Here is a 14,066-nt window from a genome sequence, read left to right on the forward strand (position 1 = left end):
AGATGCACGGTTAACTGACCACATCTGTCGTGATGTGAACGAGGCAACCAATTGGTTGGTCAACGTCTGTGTTTATATTCCCAGAACGAATTATATATGGTGATTTGATGAATCAGACATCGAAATGGCTCACTCCCCGTTGAACACTTCCGTATTGTCTTCGGCCAGCTCACTCGCTTCGATGTGCGAGTACATTTCTGAGGTCATCTGTGGGTCGGCGTGGCGCAACGTTCGTTGTGCAGCGGCGGCCCCTCGCTCACGATAGAGTTTTTCGCCGACGCCGCGGCGTGCTCCGTGTAGCGTAAGGTAGTCATCCTGGTCGAGGCTTGGTACGTCAGCCTCGTCCGATAGTCTCTTCAACAGCGTGCGAGCACCGGACGTGCTCATTGATGGCGGTTCGATTCCTGTCTCAAGGACGTATCCCCACGGGTTGCCGTCGGGTTTGTCGTGTCCGGCGTCGTCGATCGCCGCGTACAGCGACGGCGGGTGCCGGGACGGAAAGACCGGCCAGCCGTCGGCGGGTGGGTCGAGTAGCGTCTTGAGCCGTCGAAGTGGTTCGACCGCCTGTTCGGGAAGTGCCGTCTCCTCTTTCTGCTGGCTCTTCCCGAGGACGGTTATCACACCGTTCTCGAGGTCAACGCTGTGCCACCGAAGGCCATTGCGGCGATCGTCACGAGAGTCCGCGAGCACTTCGGCCCCACGGACGCCGGAGTAGGCAAGCATCGTCACGAGCGCTCGATCACGGACTTCCTCGAATGCATCCATGCCGTCAGCGTCGATCGCCTCGCGTGCTCGCTCGTCGACGTAGGTCACGATCGCCCGGCGCTGTTCGGGCTGCCAGAACTGTTGCTCACCGCTGGTACTTGAGGAGCGATCGGGGAGTTCGTCTTTCGCGGCAGCTTTCTCCGCAGGATTCTCTGCGAGATAGTCCCACTTGACGGCCCACGAGAGGAACGCCGAGACTTGATTGTAATATGTCCATGCGGTCGACGCGGCGATCCCGCCGTCGACGTCGTCGGACTGGCCGGCGTCGACGCGCCGTGAGAGGTGGGCGGCGTACTGTCCCATCGTTCGTTTCGATACGTCCTCGAGCGTGCGTACGTCCCGATCGGCATAGTAGGAGATCCACTGGCCGACGACGCGCTCTAAGTTCTCGGCGTAGTTGCCTGACTTTGACTCGAGGCATTCCGCGAGGGCGTTTTCGAGGGCTTTTCCCCCTGAAGCGCCGGAATTGCTGGTTTCCATCGACTTGTCTTACCAGAGGGAGCGGACCCTAGTAAATCCACCGTACATTATTAGTCTAATGTACTGTGGACTATTGTGGTTGCTTCGATTGTAGTTTCAGACTATGTGAGTGCAGATATCAGGAGAATAGTGCGTTACGAGAGTGTCGTGAACTGAATAACGCTATACAGAATATCGGCGGTCCGCTAGAAACGAATCAGCCGAAAATAAACGTCAGACACACTCTAGAGCGCGTACAGGAAAAGGTGGTGAGTAGATGGACATCAACGCCGCCACTGTGCTATCGTCTCCAAGGCCTTTGGGCGAGATTCGATAGTTTATCTCGGAATTGAATTATTAGCGTCGGTCGTGGATTCTCATTAGCAACTTCGTCAAGTTTCTTGGCGGCTGAGACAACGCCACTTGCATCTCTCCGAGCAGCCACAGGACTGTTTATAATTTCTGCATCAGGATGGTACTCTTTCCGATGATCGAATAATAACTCTAGTGCGTCAAAAACTGCCGTAGGGCAATCATCAGGTGCATCGGCAATATGGTCTTCCAATAGTGGGTATATCTCAAGATATCGTCGAGAATGGTCATCTATTTTGGAGATGTCTTCCCCACATCTCTGTTTCAATTTGTCATCGGTTGGTACCTCAATGATGAGTCGGTTAGCAAGTCGGCCCAGACGATCATACCACGCTCGTTTCGCATAGTGGTGTTTGACTGTCGTGATATATTCTTGAGTAACTATCCCTGTAATACCAGCTACGAGCGCCCCTACGGTCACACCAGCCCCCGGCTCTAGAAGCTCTATAATATCCGCAATATCCATACTCGGCGAAGGAAACCGAGTAAGAAGAATCACTTGGTTTTGCTTATGCAAACGCCTCGAGTCCCGGCTAATACTCGATTCGGCAATTCGTCGTCGCTCGTAGGCTAGAGTTCTTTACGCTCATCAGCGGAACTCTCCTCACTATTGCGGTTATTGTCCAGAGCCTCGTTCGCCAAAGCGGTCACCGTGGAATCCTCGTCAAATATATGATCGATTTGTTAATTGATCGCAGAATCGATCGGGATTTGGAGACCTTCTGTAACAGAGTTCGGCTGATTAGTGCGCACACGTACTTAACTCCTGACGATGTCGTCGACACTGATGCCGGGACGATGCTCTGAGTCTGGCACGGGAAAGGCGACAAGTTCCGCGAGACGCCAGTCCCACGAGATCTTGCAACGACTATCGACACGATCGACGACTATCGCGACGCGAGAGCGAGGTCGCCGCTCGTCGAGATCACAAGCACACGCTCGCTTCGACGCTGGGTTCGATCGGTAGCTGACGAGTTGTACAAAGAGACCGGCGACGCTGGCTGGGACCACCTCGGGTTCCACGATCTCCGCCGGACCTGGGCAACTGCGCTCGCTTCGGAGGATGTGGACCGCTCCTGGTATGTGACTGGGGCGGGTGGAACGACCTCGAGACGTTCCTCGAGCACTACCGAGGGACGTTCAGTCCGGAAGCTCAGCAGCGAGAACGTGGGAAGATGAACTAGCCATAACTGATATAGAACCGTTGAGCCTTGTTTAGACGCTTCCGGATGAGCAGGTCAGGAGTCATTTTGACTGAACAGAATCCGGTGGTAAGCACCTCACAGTATGGTTCCATACTTTGAGAACGAAGCGTTAGCGCCGATCTCAGTTGCGTCTAAACAAGGCCGAACCGTTGTAGATGCAGCAGACCGTCACTACATATGTGATGAAATAATATTCCTTGAGATCACTATCGAGACAGAAGCAGCATCCCACTGTTTATCGAATTTAATGCCATCGAAGAAGGATGGATGCACGAGCACTGTCTAGTTACGAAATTCTGGCATAGAGCGGCGTTTTAGCGGCTGTTATGGCTTCAGTGCTGATCCCAGTAATTGTTTCACCTCGTGAGATATGTGCTGAGGTAGCCGAATTTCGGCCGTTTGTAGAACAGAGTCTCGTTGTATCAGGTTCTCTATGGTGGTTTTACAGTCGACATCGAAACGTCACCGTCTTCGAGCCTTGCGGTTTTTCGTATCTAGACAGTGCCCGGCGTTGCATTGTTTAGTCGACATGTAACTAATCCGGCGGCTGCGTTTCTGCAGAAATTCCGCGAGAAACACGATCTCTCCGAGGCTGAGTTTCTCGTTGATCAATTTGGCTATCGGACTGCCCTCTCCCGAGTCGGACTGAGCGGTCGGGTCACCTATGCCGATCGAAACCTCATCGAAAAGTGGTTTTATACACTCAAAATGCATATCGACCGCTTCCATAATTCATGGGTGGGCAGTCGGGCGAGCATCCGAGAATGGATTGAACAGATTGTGCATTACTACAACCACCAAAGACCGCATCACGCTCTCGACGGAAACGCGCCAGTCGAGGAGGTGCAGAACTCTCCAGTAGATGTCAGCAGTTGCATGTGGATATAGAAGATATATTTAATAGCTAGAATGGGTTCTTAATTCATTCACTTATATGTCCAAATGTCTACATGGATAATGTACTGATGTAGACGTTTTAATGAATAAAATATTTACCACTCCTCGACACGGTCTGTAAGGCATGACATCAGCCAGTGCAACCAGTCCTGAATCGAAACTTCGTGCTCTTTTTCAGCACCATCTCAATCATACTGAAACAACTGCATTCATCGATATCCATCTCAATGACATACATGTCTTCCAATTTGCCGTAGATATTGATGAGCCTAGTAGAGAACGGTTTACTGTTACGCAAGACGGTCTTGACCTCCGGAACGAAGATATTGAGCTTAACCAGCATGAGACTGGTGTGCCGCCAAACCAGCCAAAAGACTGGACGGTCGATAGCGTTATTAATTACCTTGAAACCGAACTCAAAGCGTTTAATGCCACGATTGGCGATGTAACCTACGCTGTTGAGCAAGAATGTCCCAACAAAGGCATTCAGCACGTTGAATGGGACGACCGCACCGATGAAGCAGATATGCCAACAGACACTAGTGAAGAGATTGATCCCCGCGAACGACTACTTTCCGCCTACGAATACCTCCAAAAGCTATCCGATGAAGCAGAGGGCGCTGTCCCCGAACCCTTCCCCCTTGTTGAATTATACGTTGATGGCGATAAGCTCCCGTACGTAGTGGGCCCGAATGTTCATTCCCTTGACTACCATACTGATGATGAGCGTGCTACGTTCGATGCCTACTGTGACGATCATCCGAATATTGAGAGTACCGCTGCAGAAGATGATTCAATAAGCGTTACCCATTATACATGGGCCCCTGAGACGGCTCTTGATGTGACTGAGGACTTACTTGACGAACTCTATAACTACTCTCTTGACGACATCACGCACGCCAAAATCACCTCAGCAGGCCCAGATAGTGATCTATCTTGGACGGAAGTGTGACAATAGCATCAGCAGTTCTTCAATCAAACCAATGCCGTACATTCATTGTAGTACTAATGTGAGGAGCGACCCCGATGGCGAGTGACGACTATGAGAGTACTCTCACGGAGTCACGGAATTGGAAACCTATTATGACACCATAGACATTAATATAAGTATGAAACGTCGTCAAGTGCTTCTCACAGTTGGCTCTGTGAATATCCTCTGTAGTTCCGGATGTATGACCCTTTTCAACAATGAGGCAGAAGAAATCGATATTGAATTATTGAATTTCACGAATTATGATATAGGGTTAAAAGTGGTTGTTTCTGAGGATAATGAAACTATAATGGATGAAACGTATGATATTAATGGAAGATCTAGTAGTCAGAGATCAATACCAAATATCAAAGTAGAAGGATTTACAGAAGCAACTAATGGAGATGAGTTTGATGTTCATGTTGAAATTGTGGGAACAAACCGAGAAGAAACGGGTGTGTTTAGAATAAATTGTATTGGAGAAAAAGACACTAGGTCTGTATTCTTTATAGAAATTCGACAAAGGGGTGAATCAAAGTATATCGAATTTAATCAATCAACCTGCTAATCAGAGAATCTAACTCCCTGTATTACTTATTAGGATAGAAAATAATATTTTATAATATATAATCAATACACTGTTTGTGATATCTGTATTGTCAGTCCCACTCAAGACTACGTAGGTCCTCACTGTCGTGGCCGGCAATTCGTACTTCTTGGTGCCGAGTGAGGTCCCCGAAACGCCTTGAATCGCTGTGATTGAGCCGCGAACGCCAGCAAGCGCCTCCTTATAACACAGAGATCAAATGCCCTTCCATATCGTTACTCAGAATTAGAATCACTGTTTAAATTTCTTCTTGGGAACGTTCGGAATTTATATGTCTGTTTTACACTTCCCTTGCCAATGATTCCATATAGCTATTAATTTATAAACGTATGAATTTCCTCATCCATTAATTATATGCAGTTTGGATCATAATCAATGGTTGTATGCCTTGGAATGGTAATCGCCGAAGGCTGTTGCAGTCAGTTGCAGTTGGATCGGCAGCAACTATCGGAGTAGGTCCAGCGAACGCTACTTTCAATAAAAATCAAGCACACAAATATGAAGGTATCGTGTATGACCCGGTGACGAGAGAGGTTACAGGAAATGCAAAAATGACTCGAGATCGTGGAAAAGATGGTTTGAAGGGCACTCTCAAAATTTCTGGTACAGAGATTGCGTCTGACACTGTCAATATCAAACTTGATGAACCTAATCCGAGCTCGGTAAAGTCCAACAAGGGCGTGGCAAAGGCCAATAATGGTGTCAGACACAATGAGTATCTAATAGAAGAGCACGAGAATGATCTAGATAGAAAAGGTGGTATTACAGTAAATGAGGCAGGTAATATTAATATAGACAAGGATGACCGATTAAAGATGGATATAACATCAACAACGGATATTAGTCTAAGTGGAATGATTAAATCAAAGTGGGGTTCTAAAAAAGATGCATTTATTCTAAGTCCTAGGAATTCTGACCTAGAACTTGATAAAGATGCGTCAAAATTGAGTGAGGCTATGAAATTCGGCAACAGAGGTGATGAATAATATGCCTGTATGGGATGTTGGTGAAGCTACGTATGATCCGGTTGATTTCACTTATCAAGATCCGAATCCAAATTCACTAAATGAGATTGAAAACGAATACACTGTTTCAATATTAGGATTTGATGAAGAAGAGGGCTATAATGTCGAGCCTCATGAGGTCCATCGAGACTATGATAACAGGTTTATTGGTGTGTCACATTTTGAACACAGTAATGAATATGAGTGTGAATACTCTGGGATAACATATACAGGGACACCAAACCCACGTGAGGTACATTACGACTTTGTTGTAGAAGAAGACAACCAACGTCACACCACTTTCAGTCAGTACCATCCTAATGACACTGATAAAGAATCTCTAGAACAAGATTATAATGTTACGTTCGGTGCATCGATCGGGTACGAGGGGTTCTCTATTGGGGTTAGTATTTCCAATAATGACGATAATGTTAATTTCACTCCCTACGATTCATTGAATTACGCGTTGCCAGCAAATGATAAGGGGAATCTCCCTACCGGAAGTGACAAACTATATGGATTCGAAACCGATATTGACAGTGATCTATCTGGAGGAGAAAGTGTTCAGGTCTCATTATCATCAGAATTTGACTATTCAGTTGGGTGTCATTCAAGAACTTACCTTACGACTCCTGAGGCTACTGCGTACGTGACCTTATCGGTAGTCGAATGAAGAAGATAATAGATCTAAGTTTGCTACTCAGACTGGTCATTTTTAGACCAATTCGTTGAAATAACACAGCGACTCGAAAACAACCCGAACGCGGCTACGGTATCGTCATGCTCTTGAGCGGGATTGACTGCTACCAAGACCGCCGTACCGCCCGATCACTCGTGGTCAGAACCTGAGAGCAGCGACGATCGTGACGTCGACGACCTCGATAGCGTGGGCGATCTCGTGCTAGCGGTCGAGTACCTCAAGGCGATCGGCAAGCACGACCAGTTCCGGCTTGAGCTACGTTTGCGAATGAACGTCGTGATTTGGCCTGAAGTAGGACGTTAAACAAAAGGAGTAACACAATGGACTAGTGTATAGACTCATTCGCCTCTAGCCAAATCTTAGCTACCAGTATTGATCTACGTTGAAGACGGTCGCCCACTATGACTTCGTGTACCTACGGTACTCTTCTACATATACCCTCCAGTTGGCTCTCATATGAGCCACAGCGTCATCAAAACCGTCGACGCTAGGGAGGTAGATTCAGTACCTCACAAAGCATCCTCAGCAAATTGACGCTGGAACGTGAGTTACCAGCGAACCAGAGCTCGGAATTGTGCTCTGAAGATCTACTCCACGACGAGAGATGGGAAGTCGTCGCAGTCGGCGGCGTTCAGCCGCCGACGCGACAGCGTTGCCACTGATCGGCAGGACGGGCTCGGTCACCAGTTACCGGTGGAACCGGTCATCCGGTGGCCGATTCGCGGGGACGGCCCGACGCACCGCGAGGGCCGTCCACGCTGCCCGAGTTACCATGTCGAGAACTCCTCGAAGGGCCACCACCAGAGGCGACGCCCGCCACGGCGGGGCGTCGCCACATACTCCCAGTGCAGGAACCGCCAAACGTTCTGGAGCAAGAGACTCAACACAACGAACAACAGCCGTCTCGTGGGATCTTGCGTCGTCGTCGAGATGATCGTTGACTCGGAGAGACGGTAGCTTGCTTCGATCCCGAAGCGTTTGCTGTAGTGGGATCGAGTCTGTCGAGGTTCATCGATGAACGGCGCGTCGACGGCGTAGCCGTGACGCGCCACCCCGTGCTCATCGTACCGCCTGTTCTTGTAGGTACAATCGATCATCACCGGGAATTCGACGGTCCACTCGTGCTCGCCGTAGGACGTCGTGAGATCGTGAGAGATCTCACGACTCCAGCCCTGACTGAGTTCGGTCTTAATCTTGTTTCCCCACTTGATAACCGGGACGATGTACGCGAAATTGTGCGCCTGAAGCAACGTAAGGCACTTGCCGTCGTAGAAGCCGCTGTCAAGATAGACCGCTTTGACGCCGAACTCGAAGTTGTCGAGGAGTCCAAGGAACGCAGCAAGGACGTCGCTGGCGGTGTCGCCGTCGGTGAGACGGCGCACCGCCAAGGTGTACCGCTTGTTGTTCACGCGTGCGTAGAGCGTGGCGTAGGCGTGGAACGCAGTCGTTCCTGCTTTGGCCTCGTTGTAGTAGAGGCCATCTGTCTCGTCTTCGTCACCGTAGTAGGGGCGCAGGTGGAGGTCTGTGACGACCTCCACCTGCTCAGGGAGGGTTTCGAGAACATCCTGTTGGAGGAGCGTGTTCCCGGTAGATTCGACGGTTTCGGGGTCAAACTTGGTCCGGAGATGATGAAGAACGCCGTTGCCAGAGGGAGCGTCTTCACTCTTCTCGCAGAGGGTGGATATCGAGGTCCCGTCGGCGGTCGCGCCGACGAGGACCTCGAAGATGTCCTCTGGGTCGATTTCTGCGTTCTCACCAAGGTCTAGCGTGAATGCGCCGGTGAGAACGTTGACGAGAAAGTTAAGGAGCTGGTCTTCGTGGATTTCACTGTCCGCTTGTTGCTGATTGTTGGACACAACTCAGCAAGCGGACTTCTCAACTAACGGCTTTGTGAAGTACTGAGTCTGCATAGTGGTGTATGGAATATAATGTGCGAATGTGGTGTGATATTCTATAGTAGTATCATAGCGCTCAGTTCGCAGACCCACATATCGTCTTATTCACCGACGTAATGGGTGAAAAAATCCTTGGGAAGAGTTCTATGACACCTGTAGAGTGGCAGGGAAGACGTCAGGCTAGACGATCGTGACAGCGGTGTTGTTCGCCCACCTGAGAGGGGTGAGCGGGATATGAGCTGGACAGATCAACACCAGACGGAAGACACAGAGAACGACGACCAGATCCTGAGCGAGGAATTCGACGACTGGGTTCAAGAAGGAACAGCGCAAGGCGAGGAAGACGCAGAAGACGGCGGCCAGGCTGATACCACAGCAGCGGACGAAGCCGAGAGTTCAGCCGAGGATGGTGAGGAGAGCAGTGAGGATGAGCAGGCCAGGGTTGTATCGACGAGTTCGGGTACTGTCTCGAGGCAAGGGGCAGACAAGCCGTTGATGATGGACCGGTGTCCGCAGTGTGACGGTCGCGAGTTCGTCTCGAAGAAGCTCGTGTACGAGGAGTTCCACTACAGCGAAGCGGGTGAACTCGAGGGGCACCAGAACAGAGTGCGGGCAGAGTTCGAGTACACATGCCTCGAGTGTCAGGAACGGTTCCACGAATTGCCGAGGGGTGCGCGATCGTACTACTCGGAAGTGGCGGTGCTGGGGCAGGATCTGCGGCGAGCGATCCGAGTACAGCTGCGAGCATGGGGGAGTTCGATGAAGTCGTGGATGCGGAAGCCGTACAGAAGGTAGGGAATCGGTGCGGTTTGAGTGAGTGGGAGGACGGGAGTGGTGAGATGAGGTAGGTGAGTATGGAGAGCGGGACGACAGGCGGACCGCATAGTACCGCCCTCCCACGATCACCCGCCCACCTCCAGGTTCCGGGCTGCTCGCTCGCTCTCCTCGAGCTCGCTGTGCTGTCGGGCTTTCCCCAGTGCAGGGTGTCAGAGGTTCTTCTCAAAAATGGATTTCATCTCATACCCCAGTAAATCAGCTTATATGTACGTAGGATTCCATTTCGAGCAATAACAGACTACCTGAAAGAATCCAATTAAGGCAGATAATTCCTCTCGAGTGGACTGTGCAGAACAACAGACTACTATATATTTGTCATATCAAGATTAACATAAATGAATTACAATCGGCTATTTGATGGCGACATACTATAGCCGGCGTGGTGCACTGTCACTTCTTACCGCACTCGGTCTCGGAGCTGGGGCTTCGGCAGGGAGTGCCAGCGCTACGTCCGATAGCCACACCGAAGAAGGGCCGACCTTAAACCGGTTTGCGACAACCGTCCGCGGTGCGGAGATCACCGGAATGTTCTTGACTGACAATGGTCGCTTCTTCTTCAATATCCAACACCCGAGCGGATCGAACGAGGAGCCGTTTGACAAGGGGACCCTGGGTGCGCTCACGGGCGTTGATCTCCACGATCTTCCAAGCGACTTTGGGAGCGTCCCGGTTCCCGATGACGGCGAGATGACGACAGTTCACACAGCAGCGGGAGAGTACCAGCCGCTCGCAAACGGCGGCGACGAGACCGACGACGGGGAGGAACTCGGGGTCCCCTATAGCCCGGACGGCAACCCGCTGACGAGCGCGAATAACCCGGATTTCAATGGGTTCGTCCCAGCTGAGCATCCGAACGAGGGATATCTATTCAGCAACTGGGAAGCTCGGCCAGGAATGGTGAGTCGGCTCCACCTCCGGATGAAGGGCCAACGTGGAAACAGTCAGAACCACCAATGGGAGGTCCTCGGGAGCGAGAACGTCGACTTCCGGGATGTCGAAGGGACGTGGACCAATTGTTTCGGTACTGTAAGTCCGTGGGGCGCACCCCTCACTTCCGAGGAGTATGAACCCAATGCGAGAAACTGGTTCCGCAGCGGGAGCGGCGCAGGTACGATGACGTCGTATCTCGGGCGGTTCGCAAACGCCTACCGGTACGGTTATATTGTTGAGATCGAAGAGCCAACCGGCGACCCCGAGCCAGTGAAACACTTTGCGATGGGTCGGTTCTCCCACGAGAATGCCGTCGTGATGCCCGACGAGAAAACCGCCTACATGAGCGACGATGGGACCGGCACCGTCTTCTTCAAGTTCGTCGCCGACGAGGCAGGCGACCTCTCGGCAGGGACGCTGTATGCAGCACAAGCGACACAGGACGACAGTACCGACGTGGCCGCAGCAGGGTTCGATCTTGAATGGATCGAACTCGCCCACGGTACTGATGAGCAGATCGAAAGCTGGATCGCCGAATACGACGATCAGAAGCCGGGTCCGAATGCCGACTACGTCACCGACGCCGAGATCGAAGCGTGGGCGAATGGGAATGCCGAGGACGACCGCGCAGCGTTTCTTGAATCCCGTGCGGCCGCGGCAGCCGTCGGTGCAACCGATGAATTCCGCAAAATGGAGGGCGTCAACATCCGTCGGGATGCGGTCCCGGGCGATTACCTCTATATGGCTATGTCGAACACGAATGCGACGATGGCCGATGGGAAGGGCGATATCGCCATCGAGGGTGACAGTTGGGGTGCGATCTATCGCATGGAACTCGACGAGGACTTCGGTGTCAGTCGCATGGAACCAGTGATCACGGGCGGGCCCGACGCGAACATTTGTGGGGGTTGTCCCTATGATGCACGTCCGGACTCTGCGAGTACAGTCTGCCAAGACTGTGCGTTTAATCCTACCCCGGATGATGAGGACGAGGAGAAGAGTACCGTCGGCCGTGGCCTCGAGCGAATGAGTGAGTCGTTCGCCTCTGCACAGCCGTTCGACCCTGAGAAGACGATCTCGGAACCAGACAACATCGTTATCATGGACGACGGGCGTGTCGTGATCGGTGAGGATACAGGCAACGAAGGGCACGACCCACCGAACATGATTTGGATTTACGATCCTGGCGACGGCGAGCGGGGGCCGGCGAAGAACCCTGGTCGCGGTCGTGGTCAGTCATAATCGGAGACTCGTCGCTCCTAATCTCCTTACGATTGGATCAGATGGCGAGATCGATCCGAGTGGTGGGCAGCTAGACTGGCCAATGGTTGTGGGTCTCGATCGAGACGGAGACCAGGTGGTGGACGGAATACTTGTCGACGGGAGCCCGAATGTTGGACAGTGGACGATTCTGATAGAGGAAGCGGTGTGGACGTTCAACGGGTTCGATTTTGGAGGTGAACGAACCACTCGAGAAGGCAGTACATGTGGGATCACGAGTGTCATAGAAAAGTTCCACACTCTCTGTAACTATCCGACAAACGGTAAGTACAGGTGTGCCACACATCATTCGATACAGAACATTCTGGTAGCGGTATCGAAAACTGAATGATACTGCTAGTGTTTTCGTCGAATGAAACGTTCAACAGAAACCAAATACGGTTACGTCCTATCATATAGAGCTCCCTCGGGGTGAATCCGTAACCAAAATTTGGCACCGAAGCGATAGATTTATACTACCACTTTCCATCGTTGTTCTTTGTATGGAATATCGACGTCGAGAGGTACTCGGAGCGAGTGCGGCCGGGATCGCCGCAGCAGTCGCAGGGTGTCTTGGACAGGGTGGCGACGATAGCGGGGGGTCGATCGAGGGTGAAGAGCTCGCGCTCGCGACAACGACGAGCACGTACGATACGGGACTGCTCGACGAGATCAACGCAGCGTTCCAGGAGCGGTTCGGCACGCCCGTTGCGGCCAACGCCCAAGGGACGGGCGCCGCGATCGAGTCCGCTCGCAACGGCAACGCAGACGTTATTCTGGTCCACGCGCGCTCGCTCGAGGACGAATTCATGCGAGAGGGACACGGGGTCAACCGGCGGAGCCTGATGTTCAACGACTTCGTGATCGTCGGGCCGAGCGACGACCCAGCGGGCGTCGGCGACACCGAGCAGGCGATTGCGGCCTTCGAGGCCATCGCGAGCGCGCAAGCGCAGTTTGTTTCGCGCGGCGACGACTCGGGCACGCACACGAAAGAGTTAGCTATCTGGGACGAATCGGGTGCCGAGCCCGGCGGCGAGTGGTACCAGGAGCTCGGGAGCGGCATGGGAGAGACGCTGAACAACGCGAGCGAGTCGGGCTCGTACACGCTCGCCGATCGGGGGACGTTCCTCTCGATGCAGGATAACGTCGATCTCGAGATCCTGCTGCAGGGGCCGATCGAGGGCGGACCGGAGCTGCTCGCGAACCCGTACGGAATCATGGCGGCCAATCCGGAAATCCACTCGAACGTGAACTACGACCTCGCGATGGCCTACATCGGCTTTTTCACGAGTCCGGAGGGGCAGGAACTCGTCGGGGACTACACGGCGAACGGCGAACAGCTGTTCTACCCCGAGGCCCTGTCGGAGGACCCAAACTTCCAACAGTACGTTCCGGAGGGATGGCAACCGGACTCGAGCGAGGAGTGATCGGCAGGTCCACTACTCAGACGAAACGACCCACTACTGATGCCATTCGAGTCCCTCGCCGAACCGAACTATCTCCGGAGCATCATCCAGGTCTCGCTGACGGTCAGTCTGACCGCCATCCTGTTGAGTACCCTCCTCAGTCTGCCGATCGCCTTCATCGTCGGCTTCGCGGACTTCCGCGGGAAGCGGCTGATCACGGCCGTCATCAACACGGGGATGGGCTTTCCGAGCGTCGTCGTCGGACTGCTCGTCCTGATGGCCCTCTCGAACAGCGCCCCGCTCGGCGCGCTCGAACTCGTTTACACGCCCGAAGCCATGATCATCTCCCAGTGTGTCCTCGCTGCTCCAGTGATCACCGGCGTCGCCCTGTCGGCCATCGAGAGCGTCGACAACTCCGTCCGGGACGCGGCTTACGGTGTCGGCGGGACTCGAGCCGACGTTGCGCTGATCACTCTCAAGGAGGCGCGCTACGGCGTCGTGACCGGAATTCTCGCCGGCTTCGGCCGCGCGATCAGCGAGGTCGGCTCGGTCCTGATCGTCGGCGGCAACATCGCCTACGCCGACGGGACGTCGAAAACGCGGACGATCACAACCGCGATCACGCTCGAGACGCGCCGCGGCGAGTTCGAGACGGCGCTGGTGCTCGGTGCCGTGTTGCTGGTGCTCGTCTTGCTCGTCAACGGAATCGTCCTGCGGCTCGGAGGTCGATAATGACTCGAACGACTGCAATGAAGGCGG

At 52.9% G+C, this 14,066-nt stretch carries 10 protein-coding genes and 2 pseudogenes; 9 read left to right on the forward strand and 3 right to left on the reverse strand.

All coding sequences use genetic code 11. The features are described from left to right. Positions 1 to 129: 129 nt before the first annotated feature. Both K6I40_RS07670 and K6I40_RS07675 read right to left on the reverse strand, forming a co-directional pair. Positions 130 to 1,245 carry a tyrosine-type recombinase/integrase gene (locus K6I40_RS07670; RefSeq protein WP_222914151.1) on the reverse strand — a complete coding sequence of 372 codons (1,116 nt, stop codon included), beginning with the start codon at positions 1,243 to 1,245 and terminating at the stop codon, positions 130 to 132. 280 nt (positions 1,246 to 1,525) lie between these two features. Beyond that, positions 1,526 to 2,062, reverse strand: coding sequence for a hypothetical protein (locus K6I40_RS07675; protein WP_222914152.1), 537 nt, complete (start codon positions 2,060 to 2,062; stop codon positions 1,526 to 1,528). 1,249 nt (positions 2,063 to 3,311) lie between these two features. Here K6I40_RS07675 and K6I40_RS07680 point away from each other — a divergent pair. The 5 genes and pseudogenes from K6I40_RS07680 to K6I40_RS07700 form a co-directional block, all read left to right on the forward strand. Then, positions 3,312 to 3,689 (forward strand): annotated as a pseudogene (locus K6I40_RS07680) (DDE-type integrase/transposase/recombinase); the annotation flags it as partial. Positions 3,690 to 3,822: 133 nt separating this feature from the next. Beyond that, on the forward strand, positions 3,823 to 4,650 hold the full coding sequence (locus K6I40_RS07685; RefSeq protein ID WP_222914154.1) for a hypothetical protein: 828 nt from the start codon (positions 3,823 to 3,825) through the stop codon (positions 4,648 to 4,650). Positions 4,651 to 4,870: 220 nt separating this feature from the next. After that, positions 4,871 to 5,236: a hypothetical protein gene (locus tag K6I40_RS07690; protein ID WP_222914156.1), complete on the forward strand. Its 366-nt coding sequence runs from the start codon at positions 4,871 to 4,873 to the stop codon at positions 5,234 to 5,236. Positions 5,237 to 5,658: 422 nt separating this feature from the next. Then, entirely contained in the window at positions 5,659 to 6,261 is a 603-nt protein-coding gene (locus K6I40_RS07695) for a hypothetical protein (protein ID WP_222914158.1), read from the forward strand. Between the two features lies 1 nt (position 6,262). Then, positions 6,263 to 6,952: a hypothetical protein gene (locus K6I40_RS07700; RefSeq protein WP_222914161.1), complete on the forward strand. Its 690-nt coding sequence runs from the start codon at positions 6,263 to 6,265 to the stop codon at positions 6,950 to 6,952. Between the two features lie 714 nt (positions 6,953 to 7,666). Here the strand turns inward: K6I40_RS07700 and K6I40_RS07705 are convergent. After that, positions 7,667 to 8,835, reverse strand: a pseudogene (locus K6I40_RS07705) (ISH3 family transposase). A gap of 273 nt (positions 8,836 to 9,108) precedes the next feature. On the opposite strand from K6I40_RS07705, the gene K6I40_RS07710 reads away from it, so the two are divergent. The 4 genes from K6I40_RS07710 to K6I40_RS07725 all read left to right on the forward strand — a co-directional run bounded on the left by K6I40_RS07710 (position 9,109) and on the right by K6I40_RS07725 (position 14,039). Continuing rightward, the gene (locus K6I40_RS07710) at positions 9,109 to 9,669 is read left to right on the forward strand and encodes a hypothetical protein (protein WP_222914162.1); all 561 of its coding nucleotides are present in this window, start codon (positions 9,109 to 9,111) and stop codon (positions 9,667 to 9,669) included. A gap of 567 nt (positions 9,670 to 10,236) precedes the next feature. Beyond that, complete coding sequence (locus tag K6I40_RS07715; protein ID WP_255681569.1) at positions 10,237 to 11,883, forward strand: alkaline phosphatase PhoX; 1,647 nt, start codon at positions 10,237 to 10,239, stop codon at positions 11,881 to 11,883. A gap of 521 nt (positions 11,884 to 12,404) precedes the next feature. Next, the gene (locus K6I40_RS07720) at positions 12,405 to 13,328 is read left to right on the forward strand and encodes a substrate-binding domain-containing protein (RefSeq protein ID WP_222914165.1); all 924 of its coding nucleotides are present in this window, start codon (positions 12,405 to 12,407) and stop codon (positions 13,326 to 13,328) included. A 39-nt stretch (positions 13,329 to 13,367) separates the two neighbouring features. Continuing rightward, entirely contained in the window at positions 13,368 to 14,039 is a 672-nt protein-coding gene (locus K6I40_RS07725) for an ABC transporter permease (protein ID WP_222914167.1), read from the forward strand. The last annotated feature ends 27 nt before the right edge of the window (positions 14,040 to 14,066 follow it).

The sequence above is a fragment of the Natrinema sp. SYSU A 869 genome (genome assembly GCF_019879105.1).
Lineage (GTDB): Archaea > Halobacteriota > Halobacteria > Halobacteriales > Natrialbaceae > Natrinema.

What these genes read in the sequence shown, in the direction of transcription:
- K6I40_RS07670 (WP_222914151.1), bottom strand. Translation starts at nt 1,245, where the DNA reads ATGGAAACCAGCAATTCCGGCGCTTCAGGGGGAAAAGCCCTCGAAAAC.
- K6I40_RS07675 (WP_222914152.1), bottom strand. Translation starts at nt 2,062, where the DNA reads ATGGATATTGCGGATATTATAGAGCTTCTAGAGCCGGGGGCTGGTGTG.
- K6I40_RS07685 (WP_222914154.1), top strand. Translation starts at nt 3,823, where the DNA reads ATGACATCAGCCAGTGCAACCAGTCCTGAATCGAAACTTCGTGCTCTT.
- K6I40_RS07690 (WP_222914156.1), top strand. Translation starts at nt 4,871, where the DNA reads ATGACCCTTTTCAACAATGAGGCAGAAGAAATCGATATTGAATTATTG.
- K6I40_RS07695 (WP_222914158.1), top strand. Translation starts at nt 5,659, where the DNA reads ATGCCTTGGAATGGTAATCGCCGAAGGCTGTTGCAGTCAGTTGCAGTT.
- K6I40_RS07700 (WP_222914161.1), top strand. Translation starts at nt 6,263, where the DNA reads ATGCCTGTATGGGATGTTGGTGAAGCTACGTATGATCCGGTTGATTTC.
- K6I40_RS07710 (WP_222914162.1), top strand. Translation starts at nt 9,109, where the DNA reads ATGAGCTGGACAGATCAACACCAGACGGAAGACACAGAGAACGACGAC.
- K6I40_RS07715 (WP_255681569.1), top strand. Translation starts at nt 10,237, where the DNA reads ATGTTCTTGACTGACAATGGTCGCTTCTTCTTCAATATCCAACACCCG.
- K6I40_RS07720 (WP_222914165.1), top strand. Translation starts at nt 12,405, where the DNA reads ATGGAATATCGACGTCGAGAGGTACTCGGAGCGAGTGCGGCCGGGATC.
- K6I40_RS07725 (WP_222914167.1), top strand. Translation starts at nt 13,368, where the DNA reads ATGCCATTCGAGTCCCTCGCCGAACCGAACTATCTCCGGAGCATCATC.